Origin of the sequence: Pseudomonas sp. TH37 (assembly GCF_016650735.1) — a bacterium.
GTDB lineage: Bacteria > Pseudomonadota > Gammaproteobacteria > Pseudomonadales > Pseudomonadaceae > Aquipseudomonas > Aquipseudomonas farris.
Genome location: NZ_JAEKFD010000015.1, coordinates 1 through 17,724, shown reverse-complemented (window position 1 = coordinate 17,724; position 17,724 = coordinate 1). Strand labels below are relative to the sequence as shown.

General features: G+C 59.2%; 20 protein-coding genes and 1 pseudogene. 5 read left to right on the top strand and 16 right to left on the bottom strand.

What is annotated here, in order from left to right; genetic code table 11:
• Positions 1 to 80 precede the first annotated feature (80 nt).
• The 7 genes from JFU11_RS26690 to soxR all read right to left on the bottom strand — a co-directional run bounded on the left by JFU11_RS26690 (position 81) and on the right by soxR (position 5,252).
• Positions 81 to 1,010 carry a metal ABC transporter substrate-binding protein gene (locus JFU11_RS26690; protein WP_201062601.1) on the bottom strand — a complete coding sequence of 310 codons (930 nt, stop codon included), beginning with the start codon at positions 1,008 to 1,010 and terminating at the stop codon, positions 81 to 83.
• Positions 1,011 to 1,045: 35 nt separating this feature from the next.
• Positions 1,046 to 1,621 carry a DUF6162 family protein gene (locus JFU11_RS26685; RefSeq protein WP_123723239.1) on the bottom strand — a complete coding sequence of 192 codons (576 nt, stop codon included), beginning with the start codon at positions 1,619 to 1,621 and terminating at the stop codon, positions 1,046 to 1,048.
• Between the two features lie 8 nt (positions 1,622 to 1,629).
• Positions 1,630 to 1,959, bottom strand: a complete 330-nt coding sequence (locus JFU11_RS26680) for a hypothetical protein (RefSeq protein WP_123723240.1) — start codon at positions 1,957 to 1,959, stop codon at positions 1,630 to 1,632.
• Complete coding sequence (locus JFU11_RS26675) at positions 1,956 to 2,498, bottom strand: hypothetical protein (RefSeq protein WP_201062600.1); 543 nt, start codon at positions 2,496 to 2,498, stop codon at positions 1,956 to 1,958. Before JFU11_RS26675 ends, JFU11_RS26680 begins: the two co-directional genes overlap by 4 nt.
• Positions 2,498 to 3,706: a PepSY domain-containing protein gene (locus tag JFU11_RS26670; protein WP_201062599.1), complete on the bottom strand. Its 1,209-nt coding sequence runs from the start codon at positions 3,704 to 3,706 to the stop codon at positions 2,498 to 2,500. The genes JFU11_RS26675 and JFU11_RS26670 overlap by 1 nt, the downstream gene beginning before the upstream one ends.
• Before the next feature lie 354 nt (positions 3,707 to 4,060).
• Positions 4,061 to 4,519, bottom strand: a complete 459-nt coding sequence (locus JFU11_RS26665; RefSeq protein ID WP_123723243.1) for a VOC family protein — start codon at positions 4,517 to 4,519, stop codon at positions 4,061 to 4,063.
• A gap of 265 nt (positions 4,520 to 4,784) precedes the next feature.
• Positions 4,785 to 5,252, bottom strand: a complete 468-nt coding sequence (soxR, locus tag JFU11_RS26660) for a redox-sensitive transcriptional activator SoxR (RefSeq protein ID WP_201062598.1) — start codon at positions 5,250 to 5,252, stop codon at positions 4,785 to 4,787.
• A gap of 94 nt (positions 5,253 to 5,346) precedes the next feature.
• Between soxR and JFU11_RS26655 the strand changes: the two genes are divergently transcribed.
• A complete protein-coding gene (locus JFU11_RS26655; RefSeq protein ID WP_201062597.1) occupies positions 5,347 to 5,712 on the top strand; it encodes an antibiotic biosynthesis monooxygenase in 366 nt (121 codons plus the stop codon).
• On the opposite strand, the gene JFU11_RS26650 is transcribed toward JFU11_RS26655, so the two are convergent.
• From JFU11_RS26650 to msuE, 4 genes are all read right to left on the bottom strand, one after another.
• On the bottom strand, positions 5,709 to 6,812 hold the full coding sequence (locus tag JFU11_RS26650) for a sigma-54 dependent transcriptional regulator (RefSeq protein ID WP_201062596.1): 1,104 nt from the start codon (positions 6,810 to 6,812) through the stop codon (positions 5,709 to 5,711). The two genes, JFU11_RS26655 and JFU11_RS26650, sit on opposite strands and share 4 nt — an antisense overlap.
• A 24-nt stretch (positions 6,813 to 6,836) precedes the next feature.
• Positions 6,837 to 8,024: an acyl-CoA dehydrogenase family protein gene (locus tag JFU11_RS26645; RefSeq protein ID WP_123719024.1), complete on the bottom strand. Its 1,188-nt coding sequence runs from the start codon at positions 8,022 to 8,024 to the stop codon at positions 6,837 to 6,839.
• 222 nt (positions 8,025 to 8,246) lie between these two features.
• Complete coding sequence (gene ssuD, locus JFU11_RS26640) at positions 8,247 to 9,392, bottom strand: FMNH2-dependent alkanesulfonate monooxygenase (protein ID WP_201062595.1); 1,146 nt, start codon at positions 9,390 to 9,392, stop codon at positions 8,247 to 8,249.
• A 10-nt stretch (positions 9,393 to 9,402) separates the two neighbouring features.
• Positions 9,403 to 9,966: an FMN reductase gene (msuE, locus tag JFU11_RS26635; protein ID WP_123719022.1), complete on the bottom strand. Its 564-nt coding sequence runs from the start codon at positions 9,964 to 9,966 to the stop codon at positions 9,403 to 9,405.
• A 402-nt stretch (positions 9,967 to 10,368) separates the two neighbouring features.
• Here msuE and JFU11_RS26630 point away from each other — a divergent pair, with 402 nt between their 5' ends.
• The 4 genes and pseudogenes from JFU11_RS26630 to JFU11_RS26615 all read left to right on the top strand — a co-directional run bounded on the left by JFU11_RS26630 (position 10,369) and on the right by JFU11_RS26615 (position 14,590).
• Complete coding sequence (locus JFU11_RS26630; protein WP_052967889.1) at positions 10,369 to 10,638, top strand: hypothetical protein; 270 nt, start codon at positions 10,369 to 10,371, stop codon at positions 10,636 to 10,638.
• A gap of 101 nt (positions 10,639 to 10,739) precedes the next feature.
• Positions 10,740 to 11,354 (top strand): annotated as a pseudogene (locus JFU11_RS26625) (LysE family translocator).
• A gap of 205 nt (positions 11,355 to 11,559) precedes the next feature.
• Positions 11,560 to 12,726, top strand: a complete 1,167-nt coding sequence (locus JFU11_RS26620) for an aminotransferase class V-fold PLP-dependent enzyme (protein ID WP_201062593.1) — start codon at positions 11,560 to 11,562, stop codon at positions 12,724 to 12,726.
• 55 nt (positions 12,727 to 12,781) lie between these two features.
• Positions 12,782 to 14,590, top strand: a complete 1,809-nt coding sequence (locus JFU11_RS26615) for an aminopeptidase P family protein (protein WP_201062592.1) — start codon at positions 12,782 to 12,784, stop codon at positions 14,588 to 14,590.
• A 58-nt stretch (positions 14,591 to 14,648) separates the two neighbouring features.
• Here JFU11_RS26615 and JFU11_RS26610 read toward each other — a convergent pair whose 3' ends face one another.
• The 5 genes from JFU11_RS26610 to JFU11_RS27980 form a co-directional block, all read right to left on the bottom strand.
• Positions 14,649 to 15,245 carry a 2-hydroxychromene-2-carboxylate isomerase gene (locus JFU11_RS26610; protein WP_123719019.1) on the bottom strand — a complete coding sequence of 199 codons (597 nt, stop codon included), beginning with the start codon at positions 15,243 to 15,245 and terminating at the stop codon, positions 14,649 to 14,651.
• Positions 15,246 to 15,281: 36 nt separating this feature from the next.
• Entirely contained in the window at positions 15,282 to 16,010 is a 729-nt protein-coding gene (locus JFU11_RS26605; RefSeq protein ID WP_123719018.1) for an SDR family oxidoreductase, read from the bottom strand.
• A 98-nt stretch (positions 16,011 to 16,108) separates the two neighbouring features.
• Positions 16,109 to 16,390 (bottom strand): hypothetical protein, encoded by a 282-nt coding sequence (locus JFU11_RS26600; protein WP_123719017.1) that lies wholly within the window; start codon positions 16,388 to 16,390, stop codon positions 16,109 to 16,111.
• Positions 16,391 to 16,558: 168 nt separating this feature from the next.
• Positions 16,559 to 17,446, bottom strand: a complete 888-nt coding sequence (gene rhtA, locus JFU11_RS26595) for a threonine/homoserine exporter RhtA (RefSeq protein ID WP_052967896.1) — start codon at positions 17,444 to 17,446, stop codon at positions 16,559 to 16,561.
• On the bottom strand, positions 17,443 to 17,724 hold a 282-nt coding region (locus JFU11_RS27980; RefSeq protein WP_207189101.1), incomplete at its 5' end, for a hypothetical protein. The genes rhtA and JFU11_RS27980, both read right to left, overlap by 4 nt.

The window sequence follows — 17,724 nt, the reverse complement described above, 5'->3', positions numbered from 1 at the left end:
CGGATATTCCCTCTTCGCGAGCAAGTCGGATCGCCGCACCGCCGCTCCCACAGGGGATTCAGTGATGGTTTCTTTAGCCGTCATGCGCCGGACTCCTGAATTGCCCGGACCACGGTGTTGAGGTTGCCGGTCATTTCTTTTTCGTACTTGTCGGCGGTGTATTCGCCATAGGAAATGTGCGACAGCGGGTACAGCTTCACTCCGGACTCACGCTGGATGGTCTCGACGTAAGTGGACGGGAAATCCATCTCCGAGAAGATCACTTTCACGTCCAGTTCCCGCAGTTGATCGATGGTCTTTTTCAGCTGGCTGGGGCTCGGTTCGATACCGTGGGCCGGCTCGACCACGGCAGTCACTTCCAGGCCAAACTCGCGCAGCAAATAGTCGTAGGCCGCATGCACCGTGGCCACGCGCAACTCGGCGTTCGGCGCCTGGGTCAGTTTTGCCAGGGCATCGGCGCGCATCTGTCGCAGGCGTTTGCCGTAGGTGCGGGCGTTCTGGGTATAGGTTTTGGCGTTGTTCGGGTCAAGCTTGCCCAGTTCCCGGGCGATGTTGTTGACCTGGGCAATGGAAGCGCTGATCGACAGGAACGTATGCGGATTGACTACCTTGCCGGCACCGCGGGCAGCAACGCCGGTGGCGGCCAGCAGGGGCACGTTTTCGTTGGCTTCGATCACCTTGATGTTCGGGGTTTCGCTGGCGGCGATCATGCGGTCGGCGAAGTCGTCATGGCCCACGCCGTTAAGCACGACCACGTCCAGCCCGCTGATGCGTTTGATGTCTTCGGCCCGCGGCTCGTAGGCATGCGGATTGAAACCGGCCGGGATCAGCGGCACCACTTCGGCTTTGTCACCGACGATGTTGGCCACGTAACTGTAATAAGGGTGCAGGGTGATGCCGATGCGCAGGCGCTTGGCTTCGTCGGCACTGGCCAAAGGTGTCAGCAAACAGGCAAACAGGCCGACCAGCAACAGGCGAAAAAAGGAATGACATTGAGATGAACTAGGCATGGGAAAGCGGTCTTCTCTCGGGTGAAGGCGAGGGTTCAATGCCGATGCTGGCGGGTGACGCCGGCATCGAATTGCGCGACGATCTGCTGCCAGCCGGCGCCGTTGAGCGCAGCGTCGGTGAGATCGTTCGGAACGGGGAGGGCACTGCCACGGTTGAGCCAGATGTCTGGTGCGGAGTCGTCTTCAGCGGTCAAACGCATCAAAAACGAGCCGGCGACGGTTGGGGTCTGGCTCTGGCCGAAGTACGCCTTGGCGTCCAGTAACTGCCAGGCATGGCCGCCGCGGCTGACAGAGCTGGCGTCCTGGGCAAACGGCGCAAAGCCTTCATCGGCGAGGGTGGCGGGCGTGGGCAGTGCTTGCTGTTCCTGACGCAACAGATGAATTTCATCCAGCGTGACCCGCAGGTCGGCGTAAATACCTTGCTCGGATGCGCTCAGATCACGGCGGGCATCCAGTTGATGGCTGCCAACGCTGCTCACTTCCTGAGCCTCGCCACGCCAGGCGACCACCGAGCCGGCAACCGCGAGGATCATCAGGCACAACAGCAACACATAGAGGGTTTCATGGCCGGCACCGGCCGGGCGAACAACTTGGGTGGTGGGCGACGTCATGCTCACGTTCAGGGCGCCTCGATGTCGGCTTGGTCGATCTCGACGACATGGCCGGGACCGGCGTCGAACAGCACATAGAACTCAGCGCCGGGCTTCTTGAATGTCAGGGTCGAATCGCTGCCGAGCTTGCCCGGCACCAGAATGGTTTCGTCGTAGCCGATCACGTCCAGGGTCACTCCCGGTGCGCCGCTGCCGTCGGAAAAACCGCCGGTGCATTGAATCTGTTCGGCGTCGATGGCTTTGCATTCGCACATCGGGTTATGGGCCAGGGCGCTGGTGCTGAGGGCGGCGCAGAGCACCAGTAAAACGGCGTGCAGAGGGCGAAAAGCGTTGATCATGGTTTGCCTCCTTGTTTGTTCAGCCATGCGAGGGTGGCCGGGGATGCCTGGCTCAAGGGGATGGACGCTTGGTGCATGGCACCGTCCCAGCCTTCCATGGTGATCCACAGCTCTGCGTCGGTTTTGGTCTTTTCAGGCACCGGCACCCCGGCGCCCATGCGGTACGGTGTGCCGAAGAAAATCACCCCGGCGGCGCGCAAGCTGCGTGGTTTGCCAATGCGCAGGTAAGTTGCCTTGACCTGATCGCGACAGCTGTCGCAGAGCGCCGCGTTGAAGTACTTGATGGGGCCGGCCGGGCCGTCGGATATGGGGCCTTCGTTGCGAAATTCGGCCAGGCGCAAGCTCCAGGGGCCGACCTGAACTTCACCGATCTCCCGCTGACCCAGACCGGTGTCACCGCGAAACAGCGCCGCGTCGGCGAAGTACTTGGGCATGAATCCCAGTGGCACCAGCAACAGCAGCGCGTTGATGTGGAAGCGCCATGTGTGCCAGAAACGGCTTAGCGGCGAGCGCGGTTTTTCTGCTGTGACCGGGTTCATCAGCTGACCTCCGTGACTTCGCGGCTCATGGCCGGGGCGGGCGGACTGACCACCGCCGTCCGTGGACGCTTATTGCTGCGCTTGAGGGCATTGGCCGTGGCCAGGGCGGTGCGTTTGGTCCAGATCAACAGGCCGCTGAGAACCATCATGCTCAGGATCAGGCCGAAGAAGAACCAGATCAGTTTGATCCAGATACCGCCGAAATCGCCGGTGTGCAGCGGTCGCATGGATTCGGTCACCAGCTCCAGACCCGAACGGTCTGACAGCAGGCGCGTGGCGGCGATGTCACCGGTATAAGGGTTGACCTCGGCGCTCTGGAATATCAATGGGTACCAACTGCGTCCGCTCACAGAAAGGTGGCTATAGGCATTGGCGGGCAGGCTGACAGAGCTGTCTTCCAGACCGGGAATGCGTTCCTTGGCCTCGAGGATCGCACGCTCCAGACTAATCATCGGTGCCGGTGCGCCATCGATGGTGAGCGGTACGCTCTCGCGCGCAACGACGGGTGCGACCGGTGCAGTGGAAATCGAAATCTGGTTATCGTACAGAGCCGCTTTGATCAGGAACCAGACACTAGTGATCGAGATTACCGCAATGAACCAGATCGACCAGATGCCGCTGAGCCGGTGAAAGTCGCCCCAGAAAATCCGCGCGCCATGACGAAAGCGCAGGGTCGGTCGCAAGAAGCCTTTCCAGAACCGTTTGTAGACCACCAGCCCGGTCACCAGCGAAGCCAGCATCGGCAGTCCGAGGAACGACACCAGATACCAGCCCCAACTGTAGCCGTTGGTGAATGGGACCAGCCACCAGCCATGCAGTGCACGGGTAAAGGCCTTGAAATTGAACTGCGGGGCAGTGCCCTGGATGACGCCACTGTAAGGATTGACGTAGACCGTCACCGAGCGTCCGTCCGGATAGCGGACTTCCACGTCCAGGGCGAAGTGCGACTCGTCAGGGCGGCTGATGCGCTCGACCAGCGTCTGTGGTTCGGCTTTTTTGATGGCGGCGATGATCTCGTCATAATTGAGCCGCGGCGCATCGTCCGAAGGTGGGCTGGCACGCATTTGCGGGTTGGCGAGCCAGACGATCTCCTGACTGACCACCGCCAGCGTGCCGGTCACACAGACGATCAATACAAAGAACCAGATGGGCAGCGCCAGCCAGCTATGGACCAGAAACCAGAGTTTTGAGCGGGATTTCTTCGACATGATTAAAGGTCTTGTTTCGATGAGAGGAGCGCTGCTGTGGGCTTCCCAGCGTTGCGCTCCATGAAAAGTCCGGCCGTGGCTTTTGCCTACGCGGCCGACTGCATCTAAATAAGACGTATGAGCATCGGAAATCCCGAAAGGGGATGTGAAAGTAAATGTTTCGTGTTTCTGTCTTGGGAAGGTTTAATCGTGAATGGGGCCTGACAGTCGACATTGAAGTTGAATGCAATGGCCCCATCGCGAGCAGGCTCGCTCCCACACGGGATCGGAGGCGTACACATAATGTGCGTTCAACACCGATCCACTGTGGGAGCGAGCCTGCTCGCGATGAGGCAGGATCAGACACTGAAGTCCTCAACCCTGCTTAAACATCTCCTTCGCCCGCTGTTCGATCTGTTCCTGAGTCAAATCCTCCTTGCGCGTGGCCAGAAACCACAAATGCCCGTAGGGATCCTTCAAAGTCCCCGAACGGTCGCCATAAAACTGATCCTTGACCTCGGACACCTGCGTGGCACCGGCATCGATTGCCTGTTTAAAGGACTTGTCCACATCGTTCACATACAGATGCAGGCCCACGGATGCCAACTTGTCCGGGTTGCTCAATGGTCCCTGGTCACACGGCGTGCCAAGCATGATCGGGCAGTCGCCGATACGCAGTTCTGCGTGACCGATGCCGCCATCGGGCATGGCCAGACGCATGACTTCGGTGGCGCCAAAGGCTTTCTTGTAGAATTCGATGGCTTCGGCAGCTTTCTGAATGCCCAGATAAGGGGTGATGCTGTGATAACCCTCTGGAATAGGTTTTACGCTCATGACGGTTCTCCTTTTGTTGTGGGGTTAAGGTGTTCCTTCGCCAATTTCCGGTCGAATAACTATAGGTCAGCCCCTTCCCCGCAACCGAGTGCCCGACGAGCAGCAGTGCCACTGTTCAGCTATCAATCGTGCATCTAAATCCTCATCGACTGACAGGACGCCTTCGCGAGCAAGCCCGCTCCCACATTAGATCGGCGTCGAATGCAAATTTTGTAATCAATAGATATTTCCTGTGGGAGCGGGCTTGCTCGCGAAGGCCGCACCGCTATTTCCGATCAACCCCCGATTCAAGCAGCTGCGCCCCCGGCCCTTGCTCACCCAGCACATCACCAAAGTTACGCAGCGGACACGCCTCCATGGACAAACATCCACACCCGATGCACCCATTGAGCTTGTCCCGCAGCAGGGTCAGCTGATTGATCCGCTCATCCAGATCCCGGCTCCACTGCGCCGACAACACTTTCCAGTCCGCCGCCGTCGGTGCACGGTTATCCGGCAGGGACTTCAGGGCCTCGCCAATCTCCGCCAACGGAATCCCCAAACGCTGAGCCACTTTGATCAGCGCCACCCGGCGCAACACTTCCCGCGGATAACGCCGCTGGTTGCCCTGATTTCGATTGCTTTTGATCAGGCCTTTGGACTCATAGAAGTGCAGCGCCGTGACCGCCACACCACTGCGGGCGGCCACTTGGCCGACGGTCAGTTCTTTATGCAGGTTTTGCGAGGTGATCATTTAAAAAATGCCCCTTGACCTCTAGTTAACTCGAGGTTTTACCCTGCAGGCCTTCGGATCGCAAGATCCGGCTTACAGTGAGTGGGGACTATTCATGCACGCGCCAGAGAAGAATCGCAGCTTCACCCAACTGATCGAATTCGAGATCGAGCCCCGTCAGCAAGCCGCGCTGGTGTCGGCACTGTCGGCGCACACTGAACGTCTGGCCGAAGGCTACCCAGGTTTTTTGAGTGCCAACATCCAGGCCAGCGACGATGGCCGGCGAGTGCTCAATTACCTGCAATGGCAATCCCGCGAAGCCGGGGAAGCTGCCTTTCAGAGCTTTGAAAGCGGTGAGCAGAATTTCTGGCAGCTGATTCTCGCCCATCGGGCGAAAACCGTGACCTTCGGCTCATTTCAGGTGCTGCATAGCCTGGCGCTTAGTCACGACAACGCGTTGCACTGCACGCTGATCGGCTAGATCGACAACTGCATCAAACGCTCACCCTGTACGTTCTGCGTGGGTCGGCGTTTATTCACCGCCAGTTCGCCGATCTTGATCAGCCGGGTTCGGGTTACGTTGCGGCTCAACCCCAGCAGGGCAGCGGTGTGCACCTGGTTGTAGTGGCTGAAGCGATAGGCTGCCCGCAACAACGCATCTTCGACTTTCTCGTGCAGCGCACCGGCCTGTTCCTCGAAGAGCTTTTGAAAGACCCGATCGAGCAAGGCTTCCGGTGAGTCGTCGACGTTGGCGTGGTGGTCGTCCTGACGCTCGATGCGCATGTTCGACAGGCGCAAGTCATCGCGCTCGATCACACCATTGCGGCAGATCAACAGCGTGTGGTGAATGACGTTTTCCAGTTCACGGATGTTGCCCGGCCAACTGTAACTGCGCAGTTTGTGTTCGGCCTCCTTGCTGATGGTGATGCTGCCGTAACCCAAACGCTGGCTGTAGGCTTCGACGAAATGCCGGGTCAGCGGCAGGATGTCGCCGGGACGCTCGCGCAACGGGCTCAGTTCCAGGCTGACCACGTCGAGGCGGTAATACAGGTCCTCGCGAAAGTGCCCGGCGTTGATGGCTTTTTCCAGTTGCACGTTGGTCGCTGCCAGCACGCGCACATCGATGGGAGTGCTCTTGCGCGAACCCAGGCGCACCACTTCGCGCTCCTGCAACACCCGCAGCAATTTCACCTGAATCGCCATTGGCAAATCGCCGATTTCGTCGAGGAACAAGGTGCCGCCATCGGCCTCTTCGAACCAGCCGGTCTTGGCACTCAACGCGCCGGTGAAAGCACCTTTTTCATGGCCGAACAACTCGGCCTCCACTAGCGATTCGGAGAATGCGCCGCAGTTCACCGCCACGAACGGCCGGTTGCGCCGGGCGCTGAGGTTGTGGATGTGCCGCGCCACCAGCTCCTTGCCGGTGCCGGTTTCGCCGATGATCAGCACGCTGGCTTCACTTGGCGCGACCTGCTGCAGGTGCGCCAGCAGGGCTTGGGATTTCGGGTCTTCGAACACCTGTGCCGTGGCGCGAATCGAGGTGGCTAACGCGGGCGAGGGCGGTAAGGTCAGCAGTTGCATGGGACAGGCTCCATGAGTGGAAGGCTATGAATAGAAGGTCGGGATCGGCAGGGACTGGTTCAGCGCCCAGTCACCCAGTTCATGGAGTTTGTAATCCACCGGATCGTGCAGGGTTTGCGTGCGCAAGTTGCGCCAGTGGCGGTCCAGCCGCAGTGAGGCGTGAGTCGAGCGGGCGCCGGTCACTTCGAACAAACGGCTACACAGCTCCAGGCCATTGCGTGTCGCTGCGACCTTGGCGGTGGCGATGGCGGTGGCCAGATGTCCGCGTTCCTCGGCGCTCAGAGTCGGCCCTTTGGCCCAGGCTTTGTCGAGCAACTCGGCGGCGCGTTGCACCAGCAATCGAACACCTTCCAGTGCCACCCAGAATTCGCCGTAATGGCCGAGCACGTAAGGATCCTGCCGCACATCCAGAGCACTGGATTTATGCCATGGACGGGTTTCGGTGAGGGTGTATTGCCGCGCCTCTTCGAAAGCGCCTTCGGCAATGCCGAGGAACATATGGGTGAATGTGAGCTGAGCAATCAAGGGGCGCAGGCAGGCGAACGGCGTGCTCAACGGACCGGGGTCGAGTAGAAGCTCCGACTCTTCAACCCGCACCCGTTCAAACGTGGCGCTGCCGCTGTCGGTCTGGCGCTGACCCATGTTGTTCCAGTCGTTGTGCAAAGTGATTCCGCTGCGCCCGCTGGGAATCGCGGCGATCAACAGCTTGCCGCCGGCACTTTCATCGACGGCCGAGGCGATCAGCATTTCCGAGTCGCTGGCGCCGGAGCAGAAGCTTTTCTTGCCGGAAAACTCGCGCCAGCCTCCGAGGTTTTTCACCACGGTGCGGGTGTCCAGCGGGTTGAGGGCGTTGCCCCAGAACCAGTTCTTGCGCGCGGTCTGTTCAAACCACGGTTGCCATTGTTCGGGCCGGGCGAACAGGCGCACGGTGGCGAGCATCAGGTGATGAAAGCCGAAGACGTGAGCGATCGAACTGTCGACCTTGGCGAACTCGCGCACGATGTTCAGGGTTTCGCTCCAGCTGGCGCCGAGGCCGCCGTACTGTACGGGAATGCTTAAAGCGAGCAGGCCGCTGTGGCGCAAGGCATCACGTTCGGCTTTCGGCGTACCACCGCGTTCATCGCGCTCGACAGCGGTCAGGGCAAACTCGGCGGCCAGTTGGCGGGCGGTCTGCAAGGGGGCCAACAGGGCGCTTAGCGGCTTGGCAGTCACGCGGGGGTCCTCATTGAAAAACCTGGAAAACAACACATGGCTTTCTGAATAACACTGACCCTGTGGCGAGGGGGCTTGCCCCCGTTCGGCTGCGCAGCAGTCGTAAAACCGGGCGGCGCGGTCTGTATGAAAATGCGCCTTCGCTGATTTCAGGGCCGCTACGCAGTCCAACGGGGGCAAGCCCCTTCGCCACAAATTCGCGGATCCACAGGAGAGCGGTTTTCAGGCCGTGGCTTTAGCCGGCAGCACATCATTGGCAATCATTTCGCCAAACGGCCCGGTGAGGTTGGTGACGCCACGTCCGGCCAGGCTGGCATACGGCTCGGGCAGCAGCGGGAACACCAATTCGGCAAAGCGATAAGCCTCTTCGAGATGCGGGTAGCCGGAGAAGATGAAACTCTCGATCCCCAAGTCCGCGTACTCCTTGATCCGAGCGGCGACTTGCTGTGGATCACCCACCAGCGCAGTCCCTGCTCCGCCGCGCACCAGACCGACGCCGGCCCAGAGATTGGGGGAGATTTCCAGGTTGTCGCGGCGTCCATCATGCAGCGCGGCCATGCGTCGTTGGCCTTCGGAGTCAAATCGCGAGAACGACTTTTGCGCGGCAGCAATGGTCTCGTCGCTGATGTGCTCGATGAGTTTGTCCGCCGCTTTCCAGGCTTCTTCGGCCGTCTCGCGCACGATCACATGCAGGCGAATCCCAAACTTCACCGCACGACCGTTTCGCGCCGCGCGCTCTCGAACATCGGCGAGTTTTTCAGCCACGGCGGCAGGCGGTTCGCCCCACGTCAGGTAAACGTCGACCTGCTCGGCAGCCAGGTCATGAGCGGCCTCGGACGAGCCACCGAAATACAGCGGCGGATAAGGTTTCTGCACCGGTGGATACAGTGCTTTGGCGTTCTGCACTCGCAGGTGTTTGCCTTCGAAATCCACCGATTCGCCTTGCAGCACGCGCCGCCAGATCTTCAGGAATTCGTCGGTGACTTCGTAGCGTTCGCTGTGATCGAGAAAACTGCCGTCGCCACGGTTTTCATCCGGGTCGCCGCCGGTCACCACATTGATCAGCAAGCGGCCGCCAGACAGTCGATCCAACGTCGCGGCCATCCGTGCCGAGACCGTCGGCGAAATAATCCCTGGACGAATCGCCACCAGATACCGCAGGTGTTCGGTCAGTGGCACCAGGGCCGAGGCAATCACCCACGAATCCTCGCAGGAACGCCCAGTGGGAATCAGCACGCCGTGGTAACCGAGACTGTCGGCAGCCTGGGCGACTTGTTTCAAATAGTTGAGCGTCACCGGGCGCGCGCCCTGAGTGGTGCCCAGATAATGGCCGTCGCCGTGGGTCGGCAGAAACCAGAAAACATCCATGAAGAGATCCTTAAGCGATTTTCAGCAGATTTTTGGGGTGCACGCCGAACAACGGCGCCGCGCGTTCTGCAGCAAGACGAATGCGGGCCTTCAAGGGCTCACTGGTTATTTGATAATTGGAGAAATCGGCTTCGGTGGCGTACACGCCAATCGGCAAGGTCAAGGCCTGGAAGAAACTGAACAGAGGTCGCAACTGATGATCGAGCACCAGCGCGTGACGTTCGCTGCCACCGGTGGCCGCCAGCAGCACCGGCGTGTCGATCAGCGCGTTGAGGTCGATCAGGTCGAACAGGTGCTTGAGCAGGCCTGGGTAGGAGCCGCGATAAACCGGCGCGGCGACGATCAGCAAGTCGGCGCTTTCGATCACTTGCAGCTCGGCTTCGATGTCGGCGCTCAGTTCCTGACGCGACAGCGCGGCGCCCAGTGGTCGGGCGATATCGCCCAGTTCGATCAGCTTGCTTTCAATCGGCAACTGCTCGGCCAGTTCGGCCAACAGCGCCTGGGTCAACACCAAAGTGCGAGACGGACGCCAGGTACCGCCGGAGAGGGCAACGACTTTCAATGGATGCGACATGATCAGTTCCTTTTTTAAACAGTTGCTCAGCGAGCAGTGATAAGTCACCGGAGTTGAGCAAGAGCTGTACCAATCCTTGGGAGCCCCGTTTTCCGTGGCTTTCAGCGCGGTTGTTGGTAGGCGCTGTTCGATTTGACCGGGTGTTTGTTGATTGAGTGTTGCCAGGCAAACAGTTGCGTGGGCAACAGTGCGTGAGGCGATGGAGTTGTTTATAAAGGCTCTCTGTTATTCCGTAAAAGACCTTAAATTAATATTTATAGATCGTTTGGAGATATGAGGTCGACAATCGGAGCCGCGTTTACCAAAGTCGATAGCGACTATCGAGAGCGTTGATTTCTACCCTTCGAGCGGCACGGGTAGCCTGTGTTCATTGCCCCAAACACAGATATCCGGACGCCCGAAATGAAATCTCTATTCGCCACTTTCTTGTTGTTCGCCATCTCCGTTCTCGCCGGATGTGCCAGCCATGTTTCACCGGAATTGCGGCCCTACACCGCTGAAGAAACCCGGGAACTGGCGCTGGAGGCCCTGAATCGTCGTGGCTTGTCCTTTGACGAGTACCATGCGAAGAAAGCCGAATTGCTCGGCCAGCCGGCAAAATCGTTCAGTTTCGACAAACAAGGCGAGATGAACGCCGAACGCGCAATACAGCTGCACGGTCGCCCAAGCTGAGCGACGACTGTACTGCTCGAACTTTCACGCAACTGTCCATGGGTTTCCCTCAAGGCGTGCGATAGGGTCAATACCTGACTGACCCTGATGGACTGCCACCCATGACACTCTCGCTCGACCTGCTGCTGGGCTTTGCCCTGTTTGCCCTTGTCACTTCGATCACCCCCGGCCCGAACAACACCATGTTGCTGGCCTCTGGCGTGAATTTCGGCTTTTAGCGCACCATTCCCCACATGCTGGGCATCACTTGTGGCTTCTTCGTCCTGGTGGTCGCTGTCGGTTTCGGCCTGGGCACGGTGTTTCAAACCTATCCAATGCTTTACACCGTGTTGCGCTATGTCGGCGCGGCGTATTTGCTGTACCTGGCGTGGAAGATTGCTCATTCCGGGCCGGTAGCCGAGGGTGAACAGGGCGAGGGCAGGCCGATCAGTTATTTGGGGGCGGCAGCGTTTCAATGGGTCAACCCCAAGGCCTGGATCATGGCCATCGGTGCCATCAGCACCTACACGCCGATGCAGGGCTATTTCACCAATGTGATTGTGATTGCCGCGGTCTTCGCCTTGATCAACCTGCCAAGCGTCGGGGTGTGGGCCGGTTGCGGCACGCTGTTGCGCAATGTGCTGCGCGATCGCCGCTGGTTGCGGCTGTTCAACTGGGGTATGGCCTTATTGTTGGTGGCTTCGATGTATCCGTTATTGCTCGAAAGTTTTAGCTGACGCATTGCTTCATCCGGTGGCCAGATGCCTGTTAAGCTCGACTTCAGGAGCGTTCCTACGCACTTTTAAATGAAGTTGTTCTTCTTTAATGGCCTCCGATCAGGTATTGCTGTCGTTCTGAAAGTTCGGCGTCGCTCATGAGGCGGCGCTTTGAAACTTCCAGTGACGAGCTTCCTGATCCCGGAACACGCTCTGCGAGTCTTTTATGAATAAACGTCCGTTGTATTTCGACTACGCCGCCACCACGCCGGTGGATGAGCGGGTCATCAAGGTCATGGTCGAGTGTCTGGGTTTCACAGGTAACTTCGGCAATCCAGCGTCCAGTTCCCACGCCTTCGGCCAACAGGCCCGGCAATCGGTTGAGCAAGCACGGCGCCAGGTCGCCGAATTGGTGGGCGCCCAGGCGGAGCAGATCGTCTGGACCTCCGGCGCCACCGAATCCAACAACCTTGCCCTCAAGGGAGTGGCCCAGGCCCGCGGTGTATCCGGTGGCCACATCATCACCAGCCAGATCGAACACAAAGCGATTCTCGACACTGCAAAACAGTTGCAGGACGCAGGCGTTGCGGTGACGTATCTGGTGCCCGATGCCGAAGGCCTGATTACTCCACAAGCGGTCAGCGAAGCGATGCGTGAGGACACCTTTCTGGTGTCATTGATGCTGGTCAATAACGAACTGGGCACCATCAACGACATCCCGGCCATCGGCCAGGTGGTGCGTGATCGCGATGCGTTGTTCCATGTCGATGCGGCCCAGGGCGCGGGCAAAGTGGCGATCGATCTGGCCCGGTGGTCGGTAGATTTGATGTCGTTCTCGGCGCACAAGGTCTACGGTCCCAAAGGCATCGGCGCGCTGTATGTCGGTCCTCGTGCGCAGCAGCGTCTGCAGGCACAGATCCACGGCGGCGGTCACGAGGGCGGGTTGCGTTCCGGCACGCTGGCGACGCACCAGATTGCCGCAATGGGAGTGGCCTTCGCGTTGGCGGCGCAATTGTTTGATGAAGAAAAAGCCACCATCGCGCGTCTGCGTGAGCGCTTGCTCGAGCCGCTGCTGAGCATTCCTGGCGTGCGCCTCAATGGCAGCCCTACCCAGCGCATTCCCCATACCCTGAGCCTGACTTTCAACGAAGGTGAGTTCAGTTCCGCGGCGTTGAGCGCCTCGATCGCGTTTTCCGCGACCTCGGCCTGTAATTCCGCCAGCAATGCGCCGTCCCATGTGCTGCTGGCCCTGGGGCATGACGCACGCTCGGCCAGTCGCACCATTCGCTTGAGCCTGGGGCGTTTCACCACCGAACAGGATATTGATCAAGCGGTACACCTGATTAAAGCAACTTGCGCCAGTGCTCCGGCATTCTGGGCGACAGGTCCTTAAGCGCCGACTCCGATCGGCACCGAATAATAATGATGAGTGGTTAGCAGGAGACACGATGAGTACACAGCCTTTGACCAATGGATTGGTACCCCAGCGCCTGGCGCAAACCCGCGAGCTGATGAGCCGGGAGGGCATTCATGCTCTGCTGGTGCCGTCAGCGGACCCGCATCTGTCGGAATACCTGCCGGGCTATTGGCAGGGACGGCAGTGGCTGTCAGGTTTTCATGGCTCGGTGGGCACGCTGATCGTCACGCCGGATTTTGCCGGTGTCTGGGCCGACAGCCGCTATTGGGAACAAGCGAGCAAGGAGCTCAAGGGCAGCGGCATCGAACTGGTCAAGCTGCAACCGGGTCAACCCGGCCCGCTCGATTGGCTGGCCGAGCAAACCCCTGAAGGCGGTGTCGTCGCAGTCGATGGCGCGGTGATGGCCGTGGCCTCCGCGCGTACTTTGAGCAGCAAACTCGAAGAACGCGGCGCACGTCTGCGCACCGACATCGATCTGCTGAGCGAAGTTTGGAGTGACCGTCCGAGTCTGCCGAACGAGCCGATCTACCAACACTTGCCGCCTCAGGCGACGGTCAGCCGTGGCGAAAAACTCGCCAAACTGCGTGAGGGGCTGAAAGAGCGCGGTGCCGACTGGCACTTCATCGCCACCCTCGATGACATCGCCTGGCTGTTCAACCTGCGCGGCGGCGATGTGTCGTTCAACCCGGTGTTCGTGTCCTTCGCCCTGATCAGCCAGCAGCAGGCCACCTTGTTCGTCGCCCTGAGCAAAGTGAGCGCCGAGCTGCGGGCCATTCTCGAACAGGACGGCGTGACCCTGCGCGATTACAGCGAAGTAACCTCCGCCTTGCGCGCTGTGCCGAGCGGCGAGAGCCTGCAAGTCGATCCGGCGCGGGTCACGGCCGGTCTGCTGGATAACCTGAACAGCGGCGTGAAACTGCTCGAAGGTCTGAACCCGACCACCCTGGCCAAGTCGCAGAAAAGCCTGGCCGATGCCGAGCACATTCGTCGGGCCATGGAGCAGGACGGCGCGGCACTCTGCGAATTTTTCGCCTGGCTGGAAGCGGCCTTGGGGCGTGAGCGCATCACCGAACTGACCATCGACGAACACCTGACCGCGGCGCGTACCCGCCGCCCGGATTATGTGTCGCTGAGCTTCAACACCATTGCCGCGTTTAACGCCAATGGTGCGATGCCGCATTACCACGCCACCGAAGAAGAACACGCGGTGATCGAGGGTGACGGCCTGTTGCTGATCGACTCCGGCGGTCAATACCTGGGCGGTACCACCGACATCACCCGAATGGTGCCGGTGGGTACGCCGACCGACGAGCAGAAGCGCGATTGCACCCGAGTGCTCAAAGGCGTGATTGCACTCTCCCGTGCACAGTTCCCACGAGGCATTCTGTCGCCGTTGCTGGATGCTATTGCCCGCGCACCGATCTGGGCCGAAAGCGTTGACTACGGCCACGGCACCGGTCACGGCGTCGGCTATTTCCTCAATGTTCACGAAGGCCCGCAAGTCATCGCCTATCAGGCCGCGGCGGCACCGCAAACCGCGATGCAGCCGGGCATGATCACGTCCATCGAACCGGGCACTTACCGTCCGGGTCGCTGGGGTGTGCGGATCGAGAACCTGGTATTGAATCGTGAAGCAGGCAAGAGCGAATTTGGTGAGTTCCTGAAATTCGAAACCCTGACCCTGTGCCCGATCGACACCCGTTGCCTTGAACCATCGCTGCTGACCGAAGATGAGAAGCAGTGGTTCAACGGTTATCACGCCGAGGTGCGTGAACGCTTGAGCCCGTTGCTCGACGGTGCGGCCCTCGAATGGTTGAACACCCGAACCGCGGCTATTTGAGCGGTTTGAGTCCAGGCGCTGTTTCCAGCGCCTGGCTCCGGTCATAGGCAGGCGCTGGCTATTGCGCACGCAGGGCTTCAAGGACGAAGTCCAGCCGATCCTGGCCGAAGAACAGCTGATCACCGACAAACATGCTCGGTGCACCGAATACGCCACGTTGCACCGCTTCTTCGGTGTTTTCCTTGAGGGCGGCTTTGACGTCCTCATCGGCGGTCAGCGCCAGCACTTCATTCGGATCAAAACCGTTTTGCGTCAGCACGGCGGCAACAGTCGCTGGATCATCGAGACTGCATCCTTCAACCCAAAGGGCATGAAACAGGCAATCGATAAACGCCTGAAAGCGTTCGGGATGGCGCAGTTGCATACCTGTGACAGCGCGCATCAGCATCAGGGTATTGATCGGGAAGTTCGGGTTGAACTTCAGCGGTACGCCATAGCGTTTGGCATAGCGGTCCAGGTCCTGAAACATGTAGCGACCCTTGGCCGGTACGGTGATGGGGGAAGCATTGCCGGTAGCTTTGAAGACGCCACCCAGCAGCATCGGTCTGTAGATCAGCTGACTATCGGTCTGTTTGCAGATCTTCGGCAGTTGGGTATAGGCCAGGTAAGTCGCAGGGCTGCCGAGGTCGAAAAAGAACTCCACGGTTTTGCTCATGGTCGATGTGCTCTTCTTATTGTTGTAAGGGAGGGCTTACCAGCGTTCGTTCCAGGGGCGCAGATCCAGCTCGAAGGTCCAGGCGTCCCGTGGCTGGCTGTGCAGGTACCAATAGTTGTCGGCGATGTGCTCGGGATTGAGGATGCCGTCCTGATCCTTGGTCGCGTATTTTTCCGGAAAGTTGTCGCGTATAAAGTCGGTGTCGATGGCGCCATCCACTACGACGTGGGCGACATGGATGTTCATCGGTCCCAGTTCGCGGGCCATGCTTTGCGCCAAGGCGCGAATCCCGTGCTTGGCCCCGGCGAAGGCGGCGAAACCTGCGGCGCCGCGCAAGCCAGCAGTGGCGCCAGTGAACAGGATCGTACCGCGTTGGCGGGTGACCATACGCTTGGCCACTTCACGGGCGTTGAGAAACCCTGAGAAGCAGGCCATTTCCCAGATCTTGAAATACTTGCGGGCGGTTTCATCGAGGATGCTGCACGGCACATTGGCGCCGATATTGAAGACGAACGCTTCGATGGGGCCGATCTCGGTTTCGATCTGCTCGATGAGCGCTATCACATCCTCTTCATTACGCGCATCGCAGGCAAAACCGTGAGCCTCGCCGCCACTGGCTGTGATGGACTCTACCAGTGGCTGGAGTTTGTCTGCGCTGCGACGTGTGACGCAGGCGACATAGCCTTCACGGGCAAAACGTTTGGCGATGGCGCCGCCGGTGGCATCGCCTGCGCCGACGACCAATACGATTTTCTTGTTAGTCATGGATATCGCCCTTTGCTGAACGGTCATTGACTGAAGAACGTTAGCAGCATCGGGGCGAAGCGACTATCGGGCTACGCAAGCCCGATAGAAAGGGAGGGTTACTTGCAGATGACGATCATGCTGCGGCTGGTATAGCCGGCAGGGTTGAGGCCGAACGGATAGTCACCGGGCTCTTCCACCGCATCCCCTGACTTGGCGATGACTTTGTAACCCTTGGGCGCGCACGAATTGGCGGCGCTGGTGTAGCACTTGTCCCACGAGGACGAGAGCCCGGAACAGTTGATATGCAGTCCTCTCTTGCCATGTTTCATCTGGGGTTTCGAGGTCGCGGCGCAGCCCGCAATTGCAAGTACGGCGATCAGTATCAAAATTCGTTTCATTGCTGTCCTTAATAGCGGCCCCGGATCTGTGCCTGGGTCTGCCTGTATTCGCTTTTGCTTGAAGCGTTCTGATATCCCTATCTGAAAAAATCCATGTCTGACACTGAGTTACGTAGCCTAAACATGGCCTAATTGAGCGGTAAATACCATACCTTCGTCAATCTTGTTTCAATCTGCTGCGATCACAGGCTTGGCGGTACTCCCCATGGTCATGGTCGCGCCGACGGAAGCCAGAATGATGCACAGGATAGCCATCCACTGTGACAGGGAAAGGTATTCCTGGAGGAACAACAGGCCGGACAGAGCGCCGATGGCAGGTTCGATGCTCATCAACGTACCGAAGGTCCGGGTTGGAATCCGTGTGAGGGCGACCATCTCCAAGGTGTAAGGCAGGGCGGTGGACAAAATGGCGACCCCGATGGCCACGGGAATCAACGAGGGTGTCAGTAACGCGGCGCCAGCGTGGACAATGCCGATGGGCGCTACGAACAGGGCGGCAATCATCACGCCCAATGCTGCGGTCTGCACCCCATTATCAGCACCGGCCTTCTGACCGAACAGAATGTATAGCGCCCAGCAGACACCAGCACCCAGGGCATAACCTGCGCCGACCAGATCGATGCCCGCGCTCGTGGCGCCTATTGGAATCAATAGCAGTAAACCCAGGGCTGCCAGAGCGATCCACAGAAAATCGATCGCTCGACGTGAGGCATAAATAGCGACAGCCAATGGGCCAGTGAACTCCAGGGCTACAGCGATACCCAGAGGGACAGTGCGCAAGGACATATAGAAGAGGAAGTTCATGCCGCCCAACGCCATCCCGTAGACGATAACGGTGCGCAGGGATTTCGCGGTGAGCTTCGCTCGCCATGGGCGCAATAGCAGCAGCATGATCACACTGGCAAAGATCAGTCGCAGGGTGGTCGTTCCTTGAGCACCAACAACCGGGAACATGCTTTTGGCCAGGGAAGCTCCGGACTGGATCGATGCCATGGCTATCAAGAGCAGGCCAACCGAGAACAGGGTCGAGGCGAGGCTGCGGGGGTGGTCATTCATTGCGTGGCATCGTCCGAAGTAGCAAGCGAGAGTATTGTTTTATGTGTTGGGCAATATACTGCGCATTCGTTGCGGGCGCGTCTATATATAAGCAGGGATTTTGAACATCCTGATAGAAAAACCAAATCAGGGGTTGACGGCAGATTCTGGAAGTCTATAATTCGCCCCACTTCCGGCGCAGTCGAAACGGAAAACTCCTTGGTAAACAAAGAGTTACGCAGTTTTCGACAGCGGTTACGCTTCAGTTCATCGAAGCCAGAAGGAGTTGGTAAGGCAGA

Bases quoted from the DNA above. Each gene is read 5' to 3' on its own strand.
- JFU11_RS26600 (WP_123719017.1), bottom strand. From the start codon at position 16,390: ATGAAACGAATTTTGATACTGATCGCCGTACTTGCAATTGCGGGCTGC.
- JFU11_RS26665 (WP_123723243.1), bottom strand. From the start codon at position 4,519: ATGAGCGTAAAACCTATTCCAGAGGGTTATCACAGCATCACCCCTTAT.
- JFU11_RS26655 (WP_201062597.1), top strand. From the start codon at position 5,347: ATGCACGCGCCAGAGAAGAATCGCAGCTTCACCCAACTGATCGAATTC.
- JFU11_RS26605 (WP_123719018.1), bottom strand. From the start codon at position 16,010: ATGACTAACAAGAAAATCGTATTGGTCGTCGGCGCAGGCGATGCCACC.
- JFU11_RS26650 (WP_201062596.1), bottom strand. From the start codon at position 6,812: ATGCAACTGCTGACCTTACCGCCCTCGCCCGCGTTAGCCACCTCGATT.
- JFU11_RS26610 (WP_123719019.1), bottom strand. From the start codon at position 15,245: ATGAGCAAAACCGTGGAGTTCTTTTTCGACCTCGGCAGCCCTGCGACT.
- JFU11_RS26685 (WP_123723239.1), bottom strand. From the start codon at position 1,621: ATGACGTCGCCCACCACCCAAGTTGTTCGCCCGGCCGGTGCCGGCCAT.
- soxR (WP_201062598.1), bottom strand. From the start codon at position 5,252: ATGATCACCTCGCAAAACCTGCATAAAGAACTGACCGTCGGCCAAGTG.
- JFU11_RS26680 (WP_123723240.1), bottom strand. From the start codon at position 1,959: ATGATCAACGCTTTTCGCCCTCTGCACGCCGTTTTACTGGTGCTCTGC.
- JFU11_RS26690 (WP_201062601.1), bottom strand. From the start codon at position 1,010: ATGCCTAGTTCATCTCAATGTCATTCCTTTTTTCGCCTGTTGCTGGTC.
- JFU11_RS26620 (WP_201062593.1), top strand. From the start codon at position 11,560: ATGAATAAACGTCCGTTGTATTTCGACTACGCCGCCACCACGCCGGTG.
- msuE (WP_123719022.1), bottom strand. From the start codon at position 9,966: ATGTCGCATCCATTGAAAGTCGTTGCCCTCTCCGGCGGTACCTGGCGT.
- ssuD (WP_201062595.1), bottom strand. From the start codon at position 9,392: ATGGATGTTTTCTGGTTTCTGCCGACCCACGGCGACGGCCATTATCTG.
- JFU11_RS26615 (WP_201062592.1), top strand. From the start codon at position 12,782: ATGAGTACACAGCCTTTGACCAATGGATTGGTACCCCAGCGCCTGGCG.
- rhtA (WP_052967896.1), bottom strand. From the start codon at position 17,446: ATGAATGACCACCCCCGCAGCCTCGCCTCGACCCTGTTCTCGGTTGGC.
- JFU11_RS26670 (WP_201062599.1), bottom strand. From the start codon at position 3,706: ATGTCGAAGAAATCCCGCTCAAAACTCTGGTTTCTGGTCCATAGCTGG.
- JFU11_RS26630 (WP_052967889.1), top strand. From the start codon at position 10,369: ATGAAATCTCTATTCGCCACTTTCTTGTTGTTCGCCATCTCCGTTCTC.
- JFU11_RS26675 (WP_201062600.1), bottom strand. From the start codon at position 2,498: ATGAACCCGGTCACAGCAGAAAAACCGCGCTCGCCGCTAAGCCGTTTC.